Origin of the sequence: Marinilactibacillus sp. Marseille-P9653 (genome assembly GCF_916618885.1) — a bacterium.
Classification (GTDB): Bacteria; Bacillota; Bacilli; order Lactobacillales; family Carnobacteriaceae_A; genus Marinilactibacillus.
In genome coordinates this window covers 1,178,054-1,201,917 of the sequence record NZ_CAKAKH010000001.1, presented here as the reverse complement: position 1 = coordinate 1,201,917, position 23,864 = coordinate 1,178,054, and the positions used below count along the sequence as shown (strand labels likewise).

Sequence of the window (23,864 nt, the reverse complement as noted above, 5' to 3'; positions counted from 1 at the left end):
GAGAAGCAACCAACATGTCTATCAAGAGCGAAAAACAGTTTGAAGTGATTATTGAAAAGTTAGATCAGCTTTTAGAAGAAAACAAACAACTGAAGACCCTTATCGCTCAAAAAGATGATGAGCTCTCTTTACAGAAAGAACAAATCGAATTCTTAACTCAGAAATTGTACGGCCCAAAGAAGGAAACATTGAAGAATGATCCTAATCAAGGCAACCTTTTCAATGATCGCCTTTTTAGCGAACCAGAGCAGACTGGTGATCAAAGCGACGAAGATGAAGTCATTATCACAACAGAACGTCGCCGCAAGAAACGTAAGGGATTAAAAAACCAGCAGTTATCGTCTCTTCCTACCGTTGACTATATTCATGAAATCGAATCTTGTACGTGTCCAACGTGTCAATCAGCTATGAAAGAGGTCAGCACACAACTCATCCGTCAGGAAGTGAGATTTATCCCGGCGAGAGTTGAAAACCACAGACATTTCCAGAAAACATATGCCTGCGCGAACTGTGAGAAGAGCGGAACGCGGACGCCTTTTGCGAAAGCTGAAATCCCCCGATTTCCTTTAAATAATACAGCCGCTTCTGCGTCATTGATAGCGGAAACCATGTATCAAAAATTCGAGCAAAAAGTCCCGGGCTATCGCCAAGAGGCTTATTGGAATCTGCTTGGCTATCCGATCCCTCGGCATACCATTGCGAACTGGCACATTAAAACGTCCCAGTATTATCTCGAAGCGCTGGTGGCTGTCATGCGACAAGAACTGTTGAACCAGAAGGTTCTACACGCCGACGAAACGACATTCAAAGTACTGAATGATAAAGACCGACAAAAGTCTTATATGTGGTTATTCAGTACCGGTAAATACAGCGAACGTGCCATATATATCTACAAGCTTGGTCCATCACGCAGCGGATCTGTCCCTAGAGATTTCTTAGAGGAGTACACTGGGTATCTGCATAGCGATGGATTCTCCGGGTACAACAATCTTCCGGAGATGACGATGATTGCCTGTCTGGCGCATATCAGACGGAAGTTCTATGACGCACGACCAAAGAACTATTCCAGTAAGAGTGTCGCTCATAAGGGAGTCACGCTGTGTAACGAGTTATTTGCGCTGGATAAGTCCCTCAAGGACTTAACTGTTAGCGAAAGGTATGATCAGCGATTAAAACTATTGAGGCCGAAGCTTGAGGCCTTTTTTGACTGGTGTGAATCCCTGACTGCGCATGGGAAACTTGGTACAGCGATCAATTATGCGCTGAACCAAAAAGAACGCATGATGAACGTCCTAGAAGATGGCCGTCTTGTGCTTTCCAATAATTTAGCCGAGCGTGGAATCAAGTCGCTTGTCATGGGCAGAAAAAACTGGCTTTTCTCTAAATCGTTTGATGGTGCACATGCCGTCGCGACTATTTTAAGTCTCGTTGAAACAGCTAAATCCAATGGATTACATCCACGAAAGTATCTCGATTACTTACTAACTCACTTGCCAAACCTGTATTTTGCAAGAATAGAATCCATAAAAGTGCAGAAACTTTATCCATAACTTTGCAGTTCCCATTTAGTTAATTTCTTAATTGAGATAAAGCATTGGTATACCGATAACTGGTGCCCGCAAAAGTAAAGATATGGGCATGATGAATCAAACGATCCACTAGTGCGCTAGTCAATCTTGAATCTTGAAATACTTTACTCCAAGAGCTGAATTCCAAGTTCGTTGTAATAATCAAACTTTTCTCTTCATAAAAATCTGATATTAGATGAAATAATAATTCTGCACCTTCTTTATCAAAGGGTAAGTAGCCTAGCTCGTCTAAAATGAGTAAGTCACATTTGAGGATCATTTTCCTTGTTCGTGCTAGCGTCCCTCGATGGGACGCTTTTTGTAATTTATCGACTAAGTCCATTACGCGATAAAACTGAACATCTTTTCCATTTCGACAAGCTTCAATGCCGAGTGCTGTAGCCAAAGTTGTTTTTCCTGTCCCTGGAGTCCCTACTAAGATCAAGTTCTCTCTGCGGTGTAAAAAATCTAAGGTAACGAGTTCCTCACGACTTGTTGAGGACGGAATCCCTATCTGATCATGCCACTCATATTGGCTGATGGGTTTAGTCGATTTAAATCCTGCTTTACGAATAAGCCGATCGGCTTTTGCATGTTCCCGTTCTCGCTGTTCATACTTCAAACAGTTTAATAGCTCTTCATATAACACTTCTGATTTGTTTTCTTGAGTAACGTAGTCATACACATACGCAAGTCGCATACGTTTACACAGTTGCTTTAATTCATCTTCCATCATTTAGTCCCCACTTTCGGAGATAAGGCATCATAAATCATGAGAGAAGAGGATACGTCTTTTTCAACGAATTCTGTTGTTTGTAGGACGATTTCCACAAATTTTTCTTCAACCTCGGATAGGGAATAAATTTCAAGTAAGGATAGAATTTGATCTATACGCGTCTTTCTTTCATTTAAGCTGGTTTCTAACAAATAGCTTTTGATTTTTTGAGGGATAAACTTTTGATACTTAGAATGGATAATTAATCTCGGCTTTTGACGATAGATCTTGAAGACTTCGATCCAATCAATTTCCTGAGATTCGTCCATATAAGGACGAGGTCCTTCATAGATTATTTCTCCCATTCGATCAACACATTTGAATCGGTCCCAGAACAGTTGTAAGATAACCTTTCGGTTACGACCGATTCTTGGTATATGAATGGATTGATCGTCTAATCTGATTTCTCCGTATTTATTTGTTTTAACTTCTTTATACTTAAATACGGGATAAGCCGTTTCAGGTAAAGCAAGCAACTGAGTTCGCTCCTCTTCCCATAACTCACTAATCAAAAAGTTTTCTTGATAGTGAATACGAGCACTATCTTCTTCGAGTTTTTGATTCAACCAACCATTAAAAGGTACATAAGAGAGAAAGTCAGGAATATCATCAAAAAAGTTATACCTTATATAACCGATCTTGTTCTCTACAGATCCTTTTTCGTGTCCAGAAAAAGGATTACAGGCAATGGGTTCAAAGCGATAATGAGTAGAGAATTGATTGAAGTCATCCGTAAAGATGGCTTCTTTTCCTCTTCCTCGAGATTGAACAACCGCTGCGGCCAGGTTATCTATCCGAAGTGTTTTAGGAACCGCTCCAGCTCGTTCAAATAAAGACTTTAGACCACTTAAGAAACACTCTTTATTTTCTCTAGGAAGAGCTACCGCAAAGGCTCTATTAGAATAAGGGAAGGTAAGAACGAGTAGTTTGATGTTCTTTATTTTACCTTTGTATGATACACGGTAATTCCCGAAATCGAGCTGACCTTCACCTGGTGGGTGTTCCAAGCGTTCGTACTGTTTATATTCTTTCACTTCATTGTGAGTGTCTTTAATATACTGGCAGACGAGACGATAACTACCTTCAAACTTGTACTTTTCCTTTAGAATCCGGTGGATTCCTTTATTTAATCGGCGATCTTTTTTCTTTTCCTTACTATCTTCGAATAAGAGATGATCAACGATTTCTCCAAAGGTTTGTCCTTCAAACCCTTTCGTATACATCATTCCGCGTTTTCTACTGTTTTTTTCTTTTGGAAGGACATCATGATCTGCGTATTTTCTGACTGTACGCCAATCGTAACCTGTTTCCGTGACAATTTTATTTAAAGAATAGCCTTCTTCATTTCTCATTTTTTTGATAGAATAGATTTGGTCCATTGTGAGCATCCTTTCCCACGCCTTTCTGAAGTTCTTAGTCAAACTCCATTTTAGGCGAATGGTATGGGTGGAAGCAATGGGCTATTTTATTTGGCCCGAGTTATGGATTTTTTCCTGCACTATTCTACATATTTATTCTGCCATACACAAAACCGACAAAATACACCTTTGGAGGCTTATTTGCCATGGAATCCAAAGGTACAGATAGAATGTCGCTAGACATTCACCCTGCAAATAAAAATCGGACATCTCTCAGTATAGAGGTGTCCGATTTTTATTTGTAGGTGCTCAGCTATTCATCGCTTACGTTACATATTTGGTATGTCAACACTTTTTTGATCCATAAAAATTTCATTTCTCGCAAAAAAAGATAGTGTTAGCTAAGTTCCACTAACACTATCTTCTTTAATTAGTATATTCTAAAATTTCGTATTACATATTAAGTTTTTAATGCCTTATTTGACCTGAACAGCTTCTCTGTGTCCATCTCGTAAAAGATCATTAACCGTCTTAACCGGATTAAAGGTAGATGACGGTACTTCTACGAATAAGGTATTCCAATGATGCATTGCCCCGTTCCAAAGACCAGGGTGTTCTAAAGCTTTTAAGTTTCTTCCATTATGTGTCTTTTCAGTAATGAAATATCGGTCTTCATTTACAAATTCCGTTAAATCATATTTATCACCTTTATGGTTTTTGACAAAGCAAACTAAGTCGACTGGATTAAAGTATTGAGAAGCTTTTAGGATTTCAAGTTTTTCTTCATCGTTTAAATCAATTTCTGAAGTTTCACAGATTTGTAGATCTAGATAGCTCCCATTGTCTACTATAAATGGACCACCACCAGGCTCCCCAGAGTTTTCAACGACTCCACATACTCTAAAAGGTCTATCTAAAAAATGTAATGCCTTTTCTTTCGTCCACTCACTTTTTAAAGTAATATTCAGAGTGTCCTTCAAAAATGTTTTAATTTCTTCAAGATTATAATCATCTGTCAACAAACTCTCAATATACTGATTAATTTGTTTTTTTGTATCTAGTCCAATACTTGCTAATTGCTTTTTAGAGTCAATAGTTTCTTTTATACGGCTTCTATGACACACATTATCAATATTCTTGATAAAGATGATATCTGCTTCTAAGTCATTCAAATTCTCTATCAAAGAGCCGTGTCCACCAGGACGGTATAATATTTCCCCATTTTCCAAAAGGAAAGGCTTATTATCCATATCTACAGCTATCGTATTCGTTTCTGGTTTTTGAAACGAATAGGTTATATTAATATTCTTTTGATCCTTAATTGCTTCTTCCACATATTCGTTAAACAACTCTTCATGTTCTTCTGAAATTGTAAAATGCAATTTTACGTTTTCATCGTTGAGATACTGTTCACCTTCATAAATATGCTCATCGATTGGAGTAGTAACAAATGTTCCGTAGTCATGCATTTTAATAAGCGCTTTAGGTAGGCTACTGAGCTGTAATTTTTCATTTATAATATTATCGATAATTGATCTTTCTTTATCTGTGTATTTATTATTTTCCTTTAAAAAAAACTCAACCTTATCGATGTCTTTAACAAAAGGATATGACTCTATATTTTCTAAAAAATAATTTACGAACTCAGTCTTTTCGTGATTTACTAAAAAACTATGTAAATCTTTAAACATCCTAGTAGCAGCCCCGCTAGCAGGTACAAACTTCATAACCTGTTGATTTTTGTAATCGTTATTTCCATTTTTTAACTCGGTAAGTTCTTTTTGGGTAACTACTTCTTTGATATTGACAAATTTAGTACCTACTTCAAATTTTTGAACTGACATTTAAATTAATTCTCCTTAGTTTCAACTACTACGCTATTTTGCTTTCCATCAGTCAAGTCCAGACTTCTGTGTAAAATGTACAATACTTTGTTTTTAGTCTGATTAGTTTGATTCAAACTGGATATATTTTCTCGGAGAACTGATCCAGTTTTCATGAACGTCCATCAGGACGGCTCCAATTAAGCGATTAGCTGAAGCAGTATTGGGGAAAATACGGATCACTTTTTCTCTCCGTCTGACTTCCTCATTCAATCGTTCAAGTAAATTTGTGCTCTTCAATCGGTTATGGCTTTTGCCTAAAACAGTGTACTGGAAGGCATCTTCGAAGCCTTCATCTAGTGTTCTACAGGCCTTTTGATACTTTACTTGATCAGCGTATTCTTCAAGCAAGGCCTGCTTAGCCTTACGGGCTAAATGAATATCTGAGAATTTGAAGATCGCTTTGACTGCTTCTCGAAAGGGTTTAGAACCTTTCTTAGGAACCGTACTTAAAATGTTTCGCATAAAGTGAACCTGACATCTCTGCCATGAAGCGTGCGTGAAGGAAGTTTGAACAGCTGACACAAGTCCTTTATGCGCATCAGAAATCACGAGCTTGATTCCAGATAGTCCTCTGTTTTTCAGATAGTTGAAAAAATTCGCCCAGGTTTCATGACTTTCTTCATTTTGAAGCATAAAGCCAATGATCTGGCGATCGCCTTCTTCTGTAATCCCTATAGCGATATGGCAGCTTTGAGAGAGGACACGCTGTTCTACTCGTGCTTTTATATAGAGAACGTCTACCATGAGGTAAGGGAACTTCGTTCCTGTCAGTGTTCGATTCTGCCATTCTTTAACGATAGGATCTAGCTGAGTGGTCAGAGAAGAAACAAAAGACTTAGAGACCGATTTTCCACACAATTCTTCTACGATCTGAGAGACTTTACGAGTAGAGACACCTGATACATACATCTCTAGCATAGAAGTTAATAATGCTTTTTCATTCCGTTGATACCGCTCAAAAACAGTCGGAGAAAAGACACCGTCTCTTGTCCTTGGAACCTTAAGTTCTAACGTTCCTACGCGTGTTGTCAAGGCTCTTTCGTAGTAGCCATTTCGCTGTCCCGTTCGATTCTCGGATCGTTCGTAACCCTCAGCTGAATAAATTCCGTTCGTTGGTGCTCCATTAATTGGTTAAAGACGGTCGTTAAAATCAGCTTTGAAGCATCGTCTTTCACACTACTCTCAATTAATGCTTGTATCTGTTTGGGTTCTAGGTTAATCTGTAGATGTTGGGTCATATGATTGCCTCCAGGTATGTTTTTAGTGGTTAAAAACATTGTACCGTACAGGCGATCATATGGCCTTTCTTTTTACACAATTATATGGACTTTATCTTTCCATCCTAAAGTTTAAGTAGTTGCCTATTAAATACCCAATAAGTTAATATTATTTAACTTATTGGAATTTAATTTGGTAGTAATCATGATTTATTTAATTTCATTTAAAAAATCGAATAATGCATCTTTCCATGTTGGAATCTCAAAACCAGTAGCTTTGGCTTTTGAAAGATCCATTACAGAGTACTTGGGTCTGGTTGCTTTTTGTGGAAATTGAGAAGAATCGACTGGTTCGACCACAACATTTTCGTCTTTTAAAATTTCTTTTGCAAATTCATACCAAGAACATGATTCATCATTCGATAAGTGATAAATTCCAAATTCAATTTCATTATCAGTTGCATACATCATAAACTCAGCTAATGTTCTTGTCCAAGTAGGACGTCCAAACTGATCATCTACAACTGTCAATTTAGGTCTATCTTCAGCAAGTTTTTTCATCGTAAATACAAAATTTTTACCAAATTTACCAAATACCCAAGAAGTTCTAATAATGTAATAGTTTGAAACGATTTCTTTAACAGCTTCTTCTCCTGCTAACTTTGCTTTTCCGTATTCATTTTTAGGATTAACTTCATGATCTACTTGATACATTTCTTGATTTTCACCATCGAACACATAATCAGTACTGATATAGATTACTTTAGCGCCTACTTTCTCAGAAGCTTCAGCGATATTACGAGTACCATCAACGTTGACTAACCAGTTCAATTCTTTACCTTCATCCTCTGCTGGATCAACCGCAGTGTAAGCAGCACAATGATAAACAATTGTTGGCTTATTTTTTTCAAAAAATATATCTACATCATCTTTATCCGTAATATCTAATTCATCTCTATCAATACCAATAAATGATAAGTTTTTTTCATTCAAAAGAGCAGATAGTTCTCTTCCTAATTGCCCTTTGGCACCTGTAATTAAAATCATTAGTAATCCTCCCATATAAAAAAGATAAGACTTACTCTATCTTACCTTTTTGATGTCAAGCAATTAATTGGTCTAACCATAACTTATTGACCTTTTTTTGCATAATTTGTTTCTACAGCTTTTTTATCAGCCATCCACCAGTTTTCATTATCAGTGTACCAGCTTATTGTTTCTTTTAAACCTTCTCGGAAATTTGTAAATTGAGGTGTCCAACCTAATTCTTGTCGAAGCTTTGAAGAATCAATTGCATAGCGTAAGTCGTGACCAGCGCGATCATTAACATGATCGTATGCCTCTTTAGGCTGATCCATCAATTCTAAAATTAATTCCAAAACATCTTTATTGTTCTCTTCACCATCAGCACCAATCAAATAAGTTTCTCCGATTCTACCTTTGGTCAATATTGCCCAAACTGCTGAAGAGTGATCATCGGTATGAATCCAGTCTCTCACATTTTTACCTTCTCCATACAGTTTAGGACGAATTCCCGATAATATATTTGTAATTTGACGGGGTATAAATTTCTCAATATGTTGGTAAGGACCATAGTTGTTTGAACAATTAGAAATTGTTGCTTTTAAGTTAAATGAACGTGTCCAAGCTTTTACTAATAAATCAGATCCCGCTTTAGTCGCAGAGTAAGGACTAGATGGATTGTACGGCGTTTCTGCAGTAAATTTTTCCCCAGGTCCCTCTCCTTTCCCTGGTAGATCTTCGCGTAAAGCCAAATCCCCATAGACTTCATCTGTTGAGACATGGTGATAACGTACATCATATTTACGACATGATTCTAATAGATTATAAGTACCAACAATGTTTGTCTGAAGAAACGGGAAAGGATCGTTTAGAGAATTGTCATTGTGAGATTCTGCAGCATAATGAACAACTGCATCTACATCTTGAACAAGTTGATCCACTAATTCTGCATTAGCTATATCTCCTACAACTAACTTAACTCTCTCTTTTGGCAATCCAGCCAAATTTTGTTCGTTTCCAGCATATGTTAGTTTATCTAGTACCGTAACTTGAATATGTGGATGATTATTTACTACGTAATGAACAAAGTTAGAACCAATAAAACCAGCTCCACCAGTTACAATAATATTTTTCATTATTATTCTCCTAAATTTCGTCATATATAAAGGGATTTTCAAATTCACTTAATGTTGGATGTTTTGTATCTTTTTCAGAAATGACCAATTTATCCAAAGGCATAGGCCACTTAATACCAATTTCATCATCATCGAACGCAATACCACCATCATGTTCTTTAGAATAAAGTTCATCAACTTTATATTGAACATTACAATTAGGAGTTAAAGTAACAAATCCATGAGCAAACCCTTTTGGAACAAGCAATTGTCTATGGTTGAACTCACTAAGAATATACCCTTCCCACTTACCATAAGAAGGTGAACCTACACGTAAATCTACAAGTACATCATAAATAACTCCAGTAGTAGCTCTAACTAATTTTGTTTGAGCTTTTTCTGGGGTTTGAAAATGCATTCCTCTTAAAACACCAGGTGCCACTGATAATGAATGGTTGTCTTGTATGAAATTGTGTTCAATACCTGATTGATTAAATTTCTCTAGACTATAACTTTCTGTGAAAAAGCCTCTGTGATCTCCAAATACATCTGTTTCAATAATTTTTACATCTTGTAATGCAGTCATTAATATATTCATTATTGCAAATCCTCCTGAATATTCGAGTTAGCAATTCTTAATAGATATTGACCGTACCCATTTTTCTTTAAAGGTTGCGCTAGTTCATTTAGATTTTCTTTAGAAATATAACCCATGCGATAAGCAATTTCTTCCAAGCATGCTACTTTCAAATTTTGACGTTTTTCAATAGTTTCAATAAACATACTAGCTTCTAAAAGAGACTCATGTGTACCTGTATCTAGCCAAGCATAACCTCTACCCATAACTTCTACATTTAACTCATTTCTATCGAGATACTTTTGATTAATATCTGTTATTTCTAATTCTCCCCTAAGAGAAGGGACAATACTTTTAGCAATATCTACTACATCATTATCATAAAAATATAAACCTGTAATTGCATATTCGCTTTTAGGATTAGTTGGTTTTTCTTCGACTGAAGTAGCTTTCATATTTTCATCGAATTCAACAACGCCAAAACGTTCAGGATCATGTACATGATATCCAAAAACAGTAGCTCCTCTTGGGTTACAAGCAGCTTTTTGAAGCATATTTGAAAACCCACTACCGTAATAGATGTTATCTCCAAGGACCAAACAAACAGAATCTTTACCTATAAATTCTTCACCAATTATGAATGCTTCTGCCAAACCATTGGGTTCTTCTTGTATAGCATACGATAATTTAATACCAATATGTGAACCATCCCCAAATAATTGCTCAAATCTTGGAGTATCTTGCGGTGTTGAGATAATTAAAATCTCTCTTATACCTGCTAACATCAAAGTAGACATTGGATAATAGATCATTGGCTTATCGTAAATTGGCATTAGTTGTTTCGAAGTTGCTTGAGTTAAAGGGTATAATCTTGTACCACTTCCACCAGCTAATATAATACCTTTCATTAAATAACATCCTTTTTAATTTTTTTATAAATAAATGAAAATTTTACTAAATAAAAAAATAGTATTAATAGTTAAAATTTCCGAGATTTTATTAACATTTTAAATGGGGTAAGCAAATTTTTATTCGAAATTAATATAATTAGAAATAAAACTATTTGTACTAAAATTTCAAAGCTATTTTCTATCGGCAACATTAAAACGACTATTTGAATGGTTATTATAGTAATATTAGTTATAAATTTCTTCCAATCTATTTGTATGTTTACAAATTGTTTTGTATCAAAATATCGAATTAAAAACATTACAAAGAAACTGACCAACGAAGACATTCCAGCCCCTTCAATACCCCAAAGAGGAACTAAAATTATATTCAGAATTATACTAACAACCCCCCCGTATATAGAGGTTTTAAAAACTCCTGAAGTTTTTTTTGAAGTAACATAATTTGTTCCTAAAAATCCAGAAAAAGTTGAAAAAACAGTTCCAAGCACTAAAAACGGAACGGCTCTCCAAGCATCATAGTATGCATCTGCAAATAATAAACTAAACAAAAATTTCAATGTCACAAATATTATCGAAGACCCCACAAACATTACTGAAGAAAGATAACTAAAGACTATAGTATGAAATTTGGTTTTATTATTATTATCATATTCTTCAATTGCAGAGATTTGCCAAGCTTGTATAAAGATTTGATTAATTATATTAAGTAAAGAAGGAATTTTACTAGAAATAGCAAATAGTCCATTAGCGCCCGTGCCGATAAAAAAAACAATAAAATATCTACTTGAAGCATTTATAGTCCACCACATGATTGAATTAGGTACCATAGGTATAGAAAAGGATAATAATTCTTTAACTGTCATTTTATTAAGTAGTTTTAGATCTATATCTTTTAAGGCCTGAGTTGTTGTGATTAAAAATAGAATTGACAATATATGGGCTATGATAATCGAAAAAAAGTACCCTGAGATACCGAGGTTTAAATAAATAAGGAGTAAAATATTTAATGTTCCATTAGCTAATGCTAATAAGATACCATTTAATGCAAATATTCTTATTCGATTAGTAGCTCGAGCATATTGGGAAAAAATCACTTCAAAAATTTGAACAATTAAAATCAAGTAGAGGTACACTAAGTTTTTTCCAAAAACTTGAAAGTAATTTAATACGGGAAACATTAATATTAATAAAAATATCCCACCCATACAAATTACTACAGAATTCGAAAGTATATTTTTCTTATCCTGATCTTTATCTAAAATAAATCTCAATATTGCTTCGAATACACTTGCTGTCACTATTGGCATAAGCAAACTTGCTGTCACTATTATCAAGTCAACAGTCCCGTATTCAGATGTGGTTAGATAGTATGTGTAAAGCGGCACTAATAAGAAAGTAATTAATTTACTTCCCAAATTGCCAATAGCAAAAACAAGAGAATTACTAACAAGCTTTTTATACAAATTAATTATTCCCACCTTTTCTAATTACTATAGATTCCTATGAAATTACATATTGAGAGATAATCTTTTTAAGTCAATATGTATTGACAAAAGCATCTAAATCTTTGAATTGAACTTCCGATTTTTCTTTCAAGCTCTGTAGAGTAGCTTTTTCTATTAAATATTGACTTTTATCAATTTCTTTAGCACTCATATCAGTAAACTCACTAATGCTTAAGACCTGCTGATTAATATTTAAATAATCTACTGTTTGTTTAGTTTTATCACTATATCCTATTACTATAGTAGAAGATTCAAAAATCCAGCCAAGAATCATAGCGTGAAACCTACTAGCAATTACTAAACTTGCATTTTTTAAAACTTCTAAAGACTTATTAATATTATTATGCGAAAATATCTCTATTTTTTCTTTAAATTCAATATTATTAACATTGTCGTAAATAAAGTTGCATGTATTCAAGTCTCCTTCATTGTCACAAAATGACATCAAGATTACTTTATCATAATCATTAGTCAGATAATAATTAACCAACTCCACCAATTTGTTATTGTATTCTTTGTTGAATTTAATTAAATCCTCACTTCCAGGTGATTTGGATTTCACTTCTAAATCAATAACAGATATTACAACAGTCTTTTCTTTTTTTAAGAAATTTGTATTTTCATTGTACAAATTAAATATGACATCTGGTGCAACATTTACATTCGACAATTCAGAAAACATGTTATATGACTTTAAATCCCTAAAATTCACACTAATCAATTTAGAAAAAAAGTTTCTGTACTCTTCAATTTGTTCATGAAAAAAGAATGGACCAAAGTTGCTACCTATTACGAAGTAATTTTTATTATTTTCAACTATATATTTTCTTCTTTTTAGCCATAAATCAACTTGGTTTAACTTATTAGGTAAAATAAATATCGAACCGCCAATTTCAATATATCCGGAATAATTTAATCCTATTTTGTCATAAGGATTTAATAATCCAAGTTTTGAAAATCCTTTATTCATAATTTTAGTTAAAATGTTATTTTTTTGTTCAATAATATCTAAATTATCTATTGCTGCAAATATTTTAGTATTCTTTTTCTTTCCACTTATTGAAAAGTGCGTTGATGGATATTTATTACATAAAATATATAAAAATAAATCATCACCTAAGTTTTTCTCCCAATAACCTTGAACAAATAAATTCAATTCCAAAAATGTACCTCCTAAGTATTAGTATAATGTAATATTTTTTTTGCTACTTTGTCCCAAGAATATTCTTGTAGATACATTTCTTTTTGTTTCTGAACATTTTGCTTAATCTGATTATTTGTTAATAATTCATATATTTTCAAAGATAGTTCTTGTATATTATCGTTTTTGATCAACATACCATTTTTCCCATCTTTAATGAAATTTCTCATTTCAAAACTATCTCTAGCGATGCAAGGCATACCATAAACTAGAGCCTCTATAAAAACTAGACCATATGCTTCAAATCGTGACGGCATACAAAAAATATCACACTCTTTATAGTATTTAGATAATGCAACATTATCTAAATCTCCAAGGAAAAATATACCTTCGCCATAAAATTTTTTTTCTAATTTTTTTGGTCCTGCAATATACAATTCTACTTTAAGATCAGTAACTCTTCTTAAGTTCTTGTACGCATTTACTACCAAGTCTCCACCTTTTCTATAAAAATCTCTACCTACAAATAATATTTTAAATTTCTCGTCATTTTCCGGTATTTCACTGAATTCTGGTATTTCAAGATTAATCCCTCCTCCAACGTGAATGACCTTATTACTCGGAAAGCCTTCTATATCTACAAGAAAATCTCTTAACCAATTCGACATTGTAAAAATATACCTTGCATTGCTATATCTTTCCATCTGAAGCATGTATCTCTGTGTTAATTTTTTTTCTGATATTTTATGAAAACCACTATAATTAAAAGAAATAGGATCATATTTCTTTAAATGAATTAAAGATCCAATAGACAAATCCTGATAAATGCTTGACTCAGGTATAGAAGCTAGATCTCCAATCTGCAAAATGTTTTCATTATTATTGCTAGATTTTAGGAGATCCAGCACTTTTTTTTCTTGATCACCTAGAAATTTTGAATTGAAATTCATATTTCTCGAAAAGATTTGATTGGATAAAAAATTTTCGATTAAGTACTGGGACTTTGTAGCTGCATTAGGTGTGTTTAAATTGATTTCTTGAACTTTTGTTAATTTCTTAAGTGAGTTTTGCAAAGACAATGTCGTACCAGACCAAGTTTTACTTTTTTCTTTTTCCCATTCAGCAATATACTTCATTGCTACACTTTCCTTTCTGATACGTTATTTCTTTTTTTTATTAGAAACGCTATCAGTAATAACACCGAGATTTTAGTTGGAACAGCAAATAAACCAGTAATAACAAATGAAGATACAATATAAATAAGTGAAATGCATATTAGAATAACTTCATTAAATGTTTTTTTGCTCAAAAGACCTTTAAAAATAATTTTTAAGAAAAAGTATAAATAAAAACATAATCCAACTATTCCAGATTTAACTAGAATATGGTAATATCCGTTGTGTAAAATTGTAATTCCTCCGTCAGTAACGGGAACACCCACCAAATTAGAAAATTGAACTGGTATTAATTTTCCAAATCCAAATCCGAATATTCTGTTATAATAAGTTCCATTTGAGATGAGGCTATTAGCAACGTTTACTTCGTATCCTCTCCAATTAGATACAATATCTGAAAGACTACTCCAATTGTTTTGACTATCAACCTCATTTATTGTATTAAGAAATTTTTGAACTAGTATCTCTATAATCTCTTTTGGAATTAAAAAAAATATAACAAGTGTTACCACTAACAAAATAATTAATCCAAAGTTCAGTTTAATTTTTATTTTATTTCTTTTTAATTTAAAGATTTGAAATACTAATAAGCCAATTACTAAGTTAACAATTCCAGTTCTCGAAATAGATAATAATAGAAAAGAAGAGTTTAATATTAATAATATCAAATCAACCCTTTTACTAATCAAATAATTCGAGGAGAAACTTTTATAAAAAAGTAATATGATTATTGTAATAGGTAAAGTTATTTCTATTCCTCGAGCTTCATCTCTAATCAAGTTGAATAAGTCTAAATTACTATAGTTAGAAAAAAGTAGATTAAAAAATCTGTACATAATGTTTAATGAAACAGAAAAAATAAATACTTTTATAAAATCTATACTATTCTTTTCCATTATTTTAATATTAAATAGTCCAATAGTAATCACTACTATAACTGTAATAAAATATATAGAATCTCTAAAAAAGTTAAAAGTTTGATAATTGAATATTATACCATTAATAAACCCTATTAATGTGATCATTATGAGTGGTACTAAAAAAACAATATTAGGTACTTTAAATTTATTAAGTATTAAGAAGCAAGTTACAACTATTAAACCTAACAAGAATTGAATAAATAACTCATCAATAAAAGTTTCAACAATAAACAATATGACTGCAAATAATAATTCTTTCTTTTTCAAAACACCATCTCTTTTTCATTATTTTTTTACCATGTCTTTATAGCTTATTACGTTCCCACCATAAAAGATTCTATAGTAAACGTTATATAGAAATATATCGAGATTGATTACATTATCAAAGCTAAATTTAGATGTTGATTCAAGTAGTTTTCCTTTATAAGACGTTCTTCTTTCTAATAATTTAATTTTATTTGAATTATAGTTTACTTCTTTTAAAATTGATAATAACTCATTCATTGATTTTTCCATATTTTTCAAATTAAATGAAAGGTTTACTCCTGAGTCAATATGAGTATAAACGTAATCCTCATTAAACGAGATTTTTTTTCTCTCATCTAACATAAGTAACCATAATAAATAGTCATCCGTTCCATTTAATTTTAATATATTATCTTTCCAAGCTAAAGGTATTGAATCTTTTCTTATTATCACTTGTCCAGGAGAAACTATCAAATCTCTTACATATATATAAGGCTTTTCGCGTCGTAATGATCTCATCATCAATTTATTCTTGTAAATAGGTTTAATGTCCCCGTTAGGAAAGCAAAAATAGCCATTACCTACACATATATCGCTTGATTCTATTGAATATAATTGTGATTTAAGAGCGTTAGGAGTAAGAGTATCATCTTGATCTAAGAAAATTATAAATTCACCTTTAGCATGTTTTAATCCATTTACTCTAGACTGATGAATTCCCTGGTTTTCGTTATTGTTTACCACTCTTAAGTTATAAGATAATTTTTCTGGTAACTTAACATCATACTCTGGACTATCGTTAACAATTATATGTTCGACTAACTTTTTATCTTTGAGCTGATCAATTGCTTTTTGAATACTCTCAGTTAATAAAAAAATAAAATCATTTCCCTTGTAAAAGGGAGTAATTATCGATATATCCATAATTCTTACCTCTTTCTTATTTAAAAGTTATTCTTTAGGCGTTGAAATATTTTATAACCTTTTTTTTATTTCTTTTGCAGGAACTCCTCCAATAACAGTATTATTTTCAAACTTTTTCGTCACAACTGAACCTGCTGCTATTACGCATCCATCAGCAACGTCGCTTCCATCCAAAAACACTACTCCTGCACCTATCCATACATTATTTCCAATTTTTATACCTTCTCTCTTTACACCTTGCAAACGAATCAATTCATTGACGTCATTAAATAAATGATTCTCGGCATGAAAGCGTACATTTTGTCCAGCAATCACATCTTTTCCTATTTCAATACCGCCAGCTGCTCCAAAAAATGCATTTTCAGCAAAGCTGGTGTCATTACCAATATATAGCCCCTTACCTAGGTTTGAAAGAGCCCCAGTACATTGTATCCTACTATTTGCTCCTATCTTAACTCGATTTCCAAAATGCACTCCTTCAATTGATAAACAATCTATTGAGACATTGTCTTCAATTCTTACAAAATCTCCTACTGAGAATTTTTTTTTGACCAGTATTTTAACATTTTTACCTAAAAAAACTCTTTTTCCGCTTCTATTAGTACCAATAAACTTAAACGTACCTCTTATAATTCCTAATAAATAAAATATACCTTTATGTATTATATAAGAAAAAGGAACTTCATTTGAAAGTGAAAACTCCTTTTTACCGAGTAATTTTTTTACAACACTCTCAATTTTCATTACAGCTATCGCCTACTTCAATATAGAATAATAATATTTCTTTAGTATGAGTGTTCATATTTTTAACTTGAAAATCAAATTTTTCTTTTTTTATAGTATTTAACTTTAATAGCTTCACTATCTCATTTAAGCTTGAGAATACAAAATGGTTAGGAACTAAATCTTTAGCTCCTACATTATTACTTACTAACACAGGAGTACACGTACTTAAAGCTTCTAATACGATTAAACCAAAAGTTTCTTTCCACCTACTAGGAACAATTAGTATATCAATATTTCTATAAATACTGTTTAACTCACTATTTTTATATCTACCATGTTGAATAACGTTGGTTATTTCCGAAACAGACTCATATCCATAAGTATGAAATTCATAATCTTTCAAGTCAGTCCTTTTAGATAATTCAATAAAATCGAAAAAACCTTTATAGTCTTTATCAGGGCCAATATATGCAAGTCTAGTTTTGTTATTTTTAGTTTTGTTCTCATAAGTAAAATTTGAAATATTTGAATTGGTAATCGATATTACTTTATTAAAGGTACCAATGTCAATGTTATTTGAATAAACCTCTCTACTAAGACTACTATTAAAGTGATATCCATCAATCATTGATAGAACATTTTTATAGTAGCTTATTAATGCCAAAAAATCTTCAACAGAACTATTACTGGATTTGATTTTAACACCTTTATTTTTCAATGAAAAAAACTTCGAAGTACTGTTTTTAGTTTTTATAAAGGTCACAATTGATTTTATAATTGGATATATACTAAACTGGAAAATTCTTAATTGGTTAGTGCTTAGAGCACCTTCAGAGGCTAATATCCAATTCTCTACTACATTTTTTTGATCATACGACTTATTGTCAAAATAAAAATTTGGCTCAGGTGCTAAGCCGTAATAGTCATGTGTTGTAAAGACAATAGGAATATTTAAATTCTTAGCAGCTGTAAAAAACTCTTTATGGATACCCATTAATGTATGAACATGAATAACATCAGGGTTAGTTTTTTTCAATAAATTTATATATATTCCAATTGGAACCTCTCTCATAAAGTCTATTGGAGAACTAATCCCTCCAAAAATAGCTAATGGAAGACTATTAACTATTTGGTAGAGTTTAAAATTATCACTCTTACCACTTTTAATGTATGTTTTTTTTGAAAATAATTTAATTTTACCAGGGTATAACGCAATCACTTCGTGACCTTGTTCAAACTGTTCTTTCATTAAATCGGTAGCGTATTTTACTAATCCTCCACTTCTGTGTGGAGGAAACCCTAATGTATAGTGTAGTATTATCATATTGTTTCCTCAGTGAATTTATTTTCATACTTGCTAACAATTAATTCCCAATTAAAAGCCTCTTTTACTCTAGCTATTGATTTTTTTTCGAAATCATTAATTTTAGAAACTGATAATTCTTCACACTTATTAATTACTTTGGATAAGTCGTTCTTTTGCCAATAAATTGCGCTATCTACTCCGACTTCACGATTAAAACCAACATCAAGTAATAAGTTCAGTTTGGAAGATGATAAAGACTCAAGTAATGAAGGGTTAGTTCCTCCAACTTCATGCCCATGTACGTATGCAAATGCATTTTCTCTAATGTATTTTAATAAATCTTGATTATAAACTGTGCCTACAAATTTAATTCGTTGATCACTATCAAAATTGGTTTCTTTTTTTAATTTTTCATAAAATTTATTTTGTTTAACATCTGTAATAAAAATTAAATCTTTCTTTGTAGAAGATTTCATAAATTCTTTGATCATTGTTGCATAATTATTTTCAGGTACGAACCTTCCAACGACCAGATAGTAGCTATTTTCTTTTACTTGTTTTTGCTTATACCAAGATAAAACTAGATCACTATTATGATGCAGTGTTGATTTGGCTATATCAGTACCATAAGCAATATACATTGTATTCGGATGATATTTTTTATAGTCATTTTGAATATATTTCTCAATGTTTTGACTATCACAAATCATTAAATCTGAACTTTTCACCATTAATCTCTCAGAAAGTTTCCAGTACTTCCTAACTGGTAAGCTCCATTTTTCACGCAACCATTCATGACCATCTGGGTTTATAAACAATTTTCCGCCAATCTCATCTATTTCTTTTTTTAATATAGTAATAAATGGACCAATCCTACAAGCCAGTACATAAAAAATAGGCTTTATGTTATCATTTCTTTTAGCTAATTTAATCGAGTATTTCAAAGCAGCAACATCGTAATAGATAGCTTTAGCTGCGCCAATACTAGGAACCTCAATATTAAAACAGTCAGCCCCATTATGTACAAAGTGTTTCTCGGTTATTCCATTTTTTTCTGAATTTTCTTTCATGCATGCTATGTGGTACTGTAATACTTGATTTTTTTTATTTTCTGTTAACTTTTCTACAAATGTTTCAAAGCCTCCATAGTTGGCTGGTATTCCTTTTGACCCTATAATATATACATGTTGCTTTTCCATACTTAACCTCTCTTAATATGCTCCATTTGGCTTTATCATAATCAAAACAGTCTTTAAGATGATTTTAACATCCATTAAAATATTCCTAGTATTAATGTAATCCAAATCTATTTGAACCATTTCCTCAAAACTAATATTATTTCTCCCACTAACTTGCCATGGACCAGTACAACCAGGTTTGATTAGTAATCTTTGTTTTTCATAAGTACTATAAATATCAACTTCTTTTTCTAATGGAGGTCTAGGTCCAACAAGACTCATATCCCCTTTCAAAACATTCCATAGCTGTGGTAGTTCATCCAAACTAGTCTTACGAATAAACTTTCCAACTCTAGTAACTCTTGGATCTTCTTTTATTTTAAACATGGCACCTTCAACTTCATTTAATTGAATTAAATCTAGAAGTTTTATTTCAGCATCTGTACTCATAGATCTAAATTTAAATATCTTAAATTTTTTTCCGTTTTTACCTATACGAGTTTGAACAAATAGTACAGGTCCTTTTGGATCTTCTAATTTGATAAAAATAGCTATAATAAAAAAAATCGGCAAAAGAATTAATGATCCTAAAAAGCTACCAATAACATCAGTTACTCTCTTTATAAATTGATATAAATAATTTTTATTTATTTGTTCTAAACTTATAAGTTCTTCTTCCGAATTAATATTATCGCTTAAAAACTGCTGCTCACTTTCCAAGTTCTCATGCTCCTTCATTTTAATCCTCCGATTCAGCTGTTAATATTTACGAAGTTACTAATTACTAACTAAATTTCTAAATGATTTATTATATATTTAAATTCAATTAAAATAATTTTAATTATAAAATATTAATTGGATTTCAAACTTTGATAGCTCTCGAAAAACAACTAATTAATGTAATTTATAATTAAAGCATTAAAAATATCAGTAAATCTTAACCAAATCACTTTTTAAACCTTAATTCTTCATTACTGATATTAATTTTCGTAATAGTAAAAATAGCTATCTTCTGTTTTATCAACTTTATTAAGTATTGAACCTAATACATTAGCTTGTACATTTTCAAGCAATTCTTTTGATTTTAAAACTTGATCTTTCGTTACTTCATTTTTAGGAATAACAAATAGTACGCCGTCAACTTTCGATGCCATTATTTGTGCATCTGTAACAGCAAGAACAGGAGGCATATCAAATATTACAATATCAAAATTTTTATACATTTCCTTACATACAGACTTCATTCTGTTTGAAGAAAGTAATTCTGAAGGGTTAGGTGGGATAGCTCCGCTAGTTATTAAATAAAGTCCCTCATGTCCAGAATGATGAATTACATCCATTATACCTGTAGCTTTATCAGTTAATAAATTTGTCAATCCATTATCATTTTTTATTTTAAAAGTTTTATGAACAGTCGGTTTTCTTAAGTCAGCATCTATTAACAAGACCTTTTGGTCTCCTGAAGCGAAGGTTGCCGCCAAATTTGCTGAAATAAGAGATTTTCCCGATGCTGGACCAGCAGAAGTCACCACTATTGATTTGATAGTCTCGTCAATCATTGAGAATTGGATGTTTGTACGTATTGTTCTGAATTGCTCAGATACGACTGATGATGGTTTGTTAATTACTACTAATCCACCTCTTTCATCAGTAGCTTGTTTTACTCTTTTTTTAAAAATCATAATTATTCTCCTTTAAACCCTCGATCGTGTTGTACGTGTCACGTTTTTTTCTTGCAATCCATTCAAACGCTTATCAAGTTTTAATTCTTCTGAAGTCATAATTGATATATGACCCAAATTACTCCAACCCAAATCATCAGTTATAAATTTACCGTCTTTAACAGAAGTATCTAAAAACTCAGATATAAATACTACTCCTAGACCTAGCAAGCCTCCTAACAAAACGCCAATTACTATATTAACAATTTTATTGGGTGAGACAGGATTTGTATTAGCAACTGCATCTGATATAACTGTGACATTATCTATATTCATAATGGTATTTAATTTTTCTTGGAATACGCTCGCGGTTGTATTGGCAATCGCTGCTGCATTATAAGGACTATTATCAGTTACTTGAACCGCAAAAACCTGTGAATTGTTCTCAGTAGTAATGCTAATTTGGTTCCTTAAGTTATCTGTTGTAGAATTTAAATTCAGCTCTTCTATAACTGCATCAAGTATAACTGGATTTCTAATAATATCCGAATACGTATTGATTAGTTGAACATTCGTATCAATATCAGCTCTTTGAATCATTTCAGTGTCTTGTGTACGATTTACTAACAACTGAGTGTTTGCACTATAGCTAGGTGTTAAAATAAAAAAGGTATATATTGATGAAAAAACAACTCCCAATAACACCATATTAATGATTATACCCATTCTTTTTTTAAGAATCTTAACAACCTCAACCAAATTAATTTCTTCTTCCATCTTATCCTCCTACTAAAAATTAAAATAAACAATATTTTTTGTATGTCAACACTTTTTTGAACAAAAATTATAAGGTGTAAATGTTGTTTGAATTTACTTTATTTGAGCCTCTTTAACTGAATGTAAGGCTAATTTTGACCGGCTGATGGACAACGGACTTACGGACTTTAATTTCAGACTGTTCCTGTTCCCAACTTTTTTCGATAATCGATAGGAGATTCGTAGTCCAATGATCCATGTGAACGAAAATGATTCCACCAATGGACGTAGTCCATAAGTTGAACTTACGTTCATAGAGTGTATAGAATGTTTTGTCGTAGACAAATTCAAACTTAAATGATTTATACGTGGACGACGAGTAGACATGATAGATTCCTCCTGTGTGTTGTGTTTAGTATAAACACCTTATCTTTTCTGTCCAATTCAGTGTAACCTATCCATTTTTATAATAATAAAAAATTGTTAACACCTACTTTACAACTATAAAATCGCCTCTTACTCGATTAGTCATAATTATTATCACTTTTAAATTAACCTTATTTCCGATTTGTATATCAATAACTTCTCTAAATTAAACTTAATTTATAATATCTGAGCCTACTTTCAGCAGTAAGAATTGAATCTATTTATTAAAACTTTAACTACTAGCTAGGGCAGATACACATTCCTGATATACTATTTCCTAGACGTTAGTCTCTATAGTGTTATTGCTCAAGTTTAAAACCTATACTCTCCATTCATTCTACCATTATATGCATTCTGTAGACCGGAAAAATTTCAAGATTTTTAAATTTTTCACCAATTCAGAATATAATTAAAGTGAATATATGAAAAACCTCTGTTTTTTTTAAAAACTTTAGCTCAATTAATTTCAAGTTCCGTTTTTAATATGGAGCTTACTCTTTCTACTTCTTCATCAGGTATAAACTCATAATACCCACCATCTACTTTTCTACCGGAACCTGTCAGTTGAACTTGTTCAATGTTGTTAGCAGAATTACTATATTTAGAAAACACATCAACTATATCATCAAATGATAGATTGGTTTGCATATTACTACTTAGAGAATCTAGCACAGTTCGATAGTTCAAGATTGAATCTAAAGTCGCAAATTTTTTAATAGTTGTTTCAAGTACTTCTCTCTGTCTTTCTTGTCTACCATAATCCCCTCTAGGATCGTCGTATCTCATACGAGAATAGGCAAGAGCTCTAGCACCATCCATATGTGTCTGCTGACCTTTAACAAAATCAAAATCTGTATGAGTAAATGTTAGAGGAGGGGTAATTTCTATACCACCTATAGAATCTATGATTTCTTGTATAGCTTCCATGTTTACAGAAACATAATAATCAACAGGGAAATTAAATAAGTTTTGAACTGTATTGATTGTCATAGGTACACCTCCAAACGCATAAGCATGGTTGATTTTATCTTCTGTACCTCGACCTATTATTTCTGTATAGGTATCTCTAGGAACACTAATCATAGTAGCTTGATCCGTGTTTGGGTTTACTGTCATAATCATAATAGAATCAGATCTACCTTGTTCTTCTCTTCCAAATTCACCTGTGTCTAATCCTAGTAGTAATATTGAAAAAGGGTCCTCTCCACTATCTACATCAACCGATTGTTCTCTTCTCTGATCTTGTCCTTCTACTTCTTCATACATATCGTCAGTAGAACTACGAATATCACTATAGACTCTCCACATCACAAAAACTCCCGCGGCTACTATAACAGCTAAAAAGCCAAGTATACTAAGTAATACCTTTTTAAATCGAGAATTTTTTCTTCTTCGTTTTCTATTTTCTTCCATATTGCATTGCGCCTTCTTCCGATTTTATAAAATTATGTATAATTAACTATCTTATTG

The 23,864-nt window shown here is 32.1% G+C and carries 21 protein-coding genes and 1 pseudogene; 1 reads left to right on the top strand and 21 read right to left on the bottom strand.

The window, feature by feature from the left end; translation table 11 throughout:
• Positions 1–14: 14 nt before the first annotated feature.
• A complete protein-coding gene (locus tag LG377_RS05905) occupies positions 15–1,550 on the top strand; it encodes an IS66 family transposase (protein ID WP_225743754.1) in 1,536 nt (511 codons plus the stop codon).
• Positions 1,551–1,569: 19 nt separating this feature from the next.
• Here LG377_RS05905 and istB read toward each other — a convergent pair whose 3' ends face one another.
• The 21 genes and pseudogenes from istB to LG377_RS05800 form a co-directional block, all read right to left on the bottom strand.
• Positions 1,570–2,304: an IS21-like element helper ATPase IstB gene (gene istB, locus LG377_RS05900; RefSeq protein WP_225743753.1), complete on the bottom strand. Its 735-nt coding sequence runs from the start codon at positions 2,302–2,304 to the stop codon at positions 1,570–1,572.
• The gene (istA, locus tag LG377_RS05895; RefSeq protein WP_225743752.1) at positions 2,301–3,722 is read right to left on the bottom strand and encodes an IS21 family transposase; all 1,422 of its coding nucleotides are present in this window, start codon (positions 3,720–3,722) and stop codon (positions 2,301–2,303) included. Before istA ends, istB begins: the two co-directional genes overlap by 4 nt.
• A 455-nt stretch (positions 3,723–4,177) precedes the next feature.
• Positions 4,178–5,545 carry a DUF4301 family protein gene (locus LG377_RS05890; protein ID WP_225743751.1) on the bottom strand — a complete coding sequence of 456 codons (1,368 nt, stop codon included), beginning with the start codon at positions 5,543–5,545 and terminating at the stop codon, positions 4,178–4,180.
• A gap of 102 nt (positions 5,546–5,647) precedes the next feature.
• Positions 5,648–6,825: pseudogene (locus tag LG377_RS05885) on the bottom strand (IS256 family transposase).
• 189 nt (positions 6,826–7,014) lie between these two features.
• The gene (rfbD, locus tag LG377_RS05880) at positions 7,015–7,851 is read right to left on the bottom strand and encodes a dTDP-4-dehydrorhamnose reductase (RefSeq protein ID WP_225743750.1); all 837 of its coding nucleotides are present in this window, start codon (positions 7,849–7,851) and stop codon (positions 7,015–7,017) included.
• Positions 7,852–7,934: 83 nt separating this feature from the next.
• Positions 7,935–8,963, bottom strand: a complete 1,029-nt coding sequence (rfbB, locus tag LG377_RS05875) for a dTDP-glucose 4,6-dehydratase (protein ID WP_225743749.1) — start codon at positions 8,961–8,963, stop codon at positions 7,935–7,937.
• Positions 8,964–8,973: 10 nt separating this feature from the next.
• A complete protein-coding gene (gene rfbC / locus LG377_RS05870; RefSeq protein ID WP_225743748.1) occupies positions 8,974–9,540 on the bottom strand; it encodes a dTDP-4-dehydrorhamnose 3,5-epimerase in 567 nt (188 codons plus the stop codon).
• Positions 9,540–10,427 (bottom strand): glucose-1-phosphate thymidylyltransferase RfbA, encoded by an 888-nt coding sequence (gene rfbA, locus LG377_RS05865; protein ID WP_225743747.1) that lies wholly within the window; start codon positions 10,425–10,427, stop codon positions 9,540–9,542. The genes rfbC and rfbA overlap by 1 nt, the downstream gene beginning before the upstream one ends.
• 71 nt (positions 10,428–10,498) lie before the next feature.
• Positions 10,499–11,893, bottom strand: coding sequence for a lipopolysaccharide biosynthesis protein (locus LG377_RS05860; RefSeq protein WP_225743746.1), 1,395 nt, complete (start codon positions 11,891–11,893; stop codon positions 10,499–10,501).
• A gap of 73 nt (positions 11,894–11,966) precedes the next feature.
• The gene (locus LG377_RS05855; RefSeq protein WP_225743745.1) at positions 11,967–13,097 is read right to left on the bottom strand and encodes a polysaccharide pyruvyl transferase family protein; all 1,131 of its coding nucleotides are present in this window, start codon (positions 13,095–13,097) and stop codon (positions 11,967–11,969) included.
• Positions 13,098–13,108: 11 nt separating this feature from the next.
• Positions 13,109–14,212, bottom strand: a complete 1,104-nt coding sequence (locus LG377_RS05850; protein WP_225743744.1) for a glycosyltransferase family 4 protein — start codon at positions 14,210–14,212, stop codon at positions 13,109–13,111.
• 2 nt (positions 14,213–14,214) lie between these two features.
• Entirely contained in the window at positions 14,215–15,438 is a 1,224-nt protein-coding gene (locus tag LG377_RS05845; RefSeq protein ID WP_225743743.1) for an O-antigen ligase, read from the bottom strand.
• 18 nt (positions 15,439–15,456) lie between these two features.
• Entirely contained in the window at positions 15,457–16,341 is an 885-nt protein-coding gene (locus tag LG377_RS05840) for a glycosyltransferase family 2 protein (RefSeq protein WP_225743742.1), read from the bottom strand.
• Positions 16,342–16,392: 51 nt separating this feature from the next.
• Positions 16,393–17,085, bottom strand: a complete 693-nt coding sequence (locus tag LG377_RS05835) for a DapH/DapD/GlmU-related protein (RefSeq protein ID WP_225743741.1) — start codon at positions 17,083–17,085, stop codon at positions 16,393–16,395.
• On the bottom strand, positions 17,075–18,391 hold the full coding sequence (locus LG377_RS05830; protein ID WP_225743740.1) for a glycosyltransferase: 1,317 nt from the start codon (positions 18,389–18,391) through the stop codon (positions 17,075–17,077). Before LG377_RS05830 ends, LG377_RS05835 begins: the two co-directional genes overlap by 11 nt.
• Positions 18,388–19,572, bottom strand: coding sequence for a beta 1-4 rhamnosyltransferase Cps2T (gene cps2T / locus LG377_RS05825; protein WP_225743739.1), 1,185 nt, complete (start codon positions 19,570–19,572; stop codon positions 18,388–18,390). Before cps2T ends, LG377_RS05830 begins: the two co-directional genes overlap by 4 nt.
• 12 nt (positions 19,573–19,584) lie before the next feature.
• The gene (locus LG377_RS05820; RefSeq protein ID WP_225743738.1) at positions 19,585–20,289 is read right to left on the bottom strand and encodes a sugar transferase; all 705 of its coding nucleotides are present in this window, start codon (positions 20,287–20,289) and stop codon (positions 19,585–19,587) included.
• A gap of 242 nt (positions 20,290–20,531) precedes the next feature.
• Positions 20,532–21,233: a CpsD/CapB family tyrosine-protein kinase gene (locus LG377_RS05815; RefSeq protein WP_225743737.1), complete on the bottom strand. Its 702-nt coding sequence runs from the start codon at positions 21,231–21,233 to the stop codon at positions 20,532–20,534.
• Between the two features lie 12 nt (positions 21,234–21,245).
• A complete protein-coding gene (locus LG377_RS05810) occupies positions 21,246–21,989 on the bottom strand; it encodes a YveK family protein (RefSeq protein WP_225743736.1) in 744 nt (247 codons plus the stop codon).
• A gap of 173 nt (positions 21,990–22,162) precedes the next feature.
• On the bottom strand, positions 22,163–22,264 hold the full coding sequence (locus tag LG377_RS12520; RefSeq protein WP_225743735.1) for an IS3 family transposase: 102 nt from the start codon (positions 22,262–22,264) through the stop codon (positions 22,163–22,165).
• A 586-nt stretch (positions 22,265–22,850) separates the two neighbouring features.
• Positions 22,851–23,702, bottom strand: a complete 852-nt coding sequence (locus LG377_RS05800) for an LCP family protein (RefSeq protein ID WP_225743734.1) — start codon at positions 23,700–23,702, stop codon at positions 22,851–22,853.
• Positions 23,703–23,864 lie beyond the last annotated feature (162 nt).

Coding starts and splice junctions, on each gene's coding strand:
- LG377_RS05905 (WP_225743754.1), top strand. CDS start 15: ATGTCTATCAAGAGCGAAAAACAGTTTGAAGTGATTATTGAAAAGTTA.
- istB (WP_225743753.1), bottom strand. CDS start 2,304: ATGATGGAAGATGAATTAAAGCAACTGTGTAAACGTATGCGACTTGCG.
- istA (WP_225743752.1), bottom strand. CDS start 3,722: ATGGACCAAATCTATTCTATCAAAAAAATGAGAAATGAAGAAGGCTAT.
- LG377_RS05890 (WP_225743751.1), bottom strand. CDS start 5,545: ATGTCAGTTCAAAAATTTGAAGTAGGTACTAAATTTGTCAATATCAAA.
- rfbD (WP_225743750.1), bottom strand. CDS start 7,851: ATGATTTTAATTACAGGTGCCAAAGGGCAATTAGGAAGAGAACTATCT.
- rfbB (WP_225743749.1), bottom strand. CDS start 8,963: ATGAAAAATATTATTGTAACTGGTGGAGCTGGTTTTATTGGTTCTAAC.
- rfbC (WP_225743748.1), bottom strand. CDS start 9,540: ATGAATATATTAATGACTGCATTACAAGATGTAAAAATTATTGAAACA.
- rfbA (WP_225743747.1), bottom strand. CDS start 10,427: ATGAAAGGTATTATATTAGCTGGTGGAAGTGGTACAAGATTATACCCT.
- LG377_RS05850 (WP_225743744.1), bottom strand. CDS start 14,212: ATGAAGTATATTGCTGAATGGGAAAAAGAAAAAAGTAAAACTTGGTCT.
- LG377_RS05840 (WP_225743742.1), bottom strand. CDS start 16,341: ATGGATATATCGATAATTACTCCCTTTTACAAGGGAAATGATTTTATT.
- LG377_RS05835 (WP_225743741.1), bottom strand. CDS start 17,085: ATGAAAATTGAGAGTGTTGTAAAAAAATTACTCGGTAAAAAGGAGTTT.
- LG377_RS05830 (WP_225743740.1), bottom strand. CDS start 18,391: ATGATAATACTACACTATACATTAGGGTTTCCTCCACACAGAAGTGGA.
- cps2T (WP_225743739.1), bottom strand. CDS start 19,572: ATGGAAAAGCAACATGTATATATTATAGGGTCAAAAGGAATACCAGCC.
- LG377_RS05820 (WP_225743738.1), bottom strand. CDS start 20,289: ATGAAGGAGCATGAGAACTTGGAAAGTGAGCAGCAGTTTTTAAGCGAT.
- LG377_RS05815 (WP_225743737.1), bottom strand. CDS start 21,233: ATGATTTTTAAAAAAAGAGTAAAACAAGCTACTGATGAAAGAGGTGGA.
- LG377_RS05810 (WP_225743736.1), bottom strand. CDS start 21,989: ATGGAAGAAGAAATTAATTTGGTTGAGGTTGTTAAGATTCTTAAAAAA.
- LG377_RS12520 (WP_225743735.1), bottom strand. CDS start 22,264: ATGGACTACGTCCATTGGTGGAATCATTTTCGTTCACATGGATCATTG.
- LG377_RS05800 (WP_225743734.1), bottom strand. CDS start 23,702: ATGTGGAGAGTCTATAGTGATATTCGTAGTTCTACTGACGATATGTAT.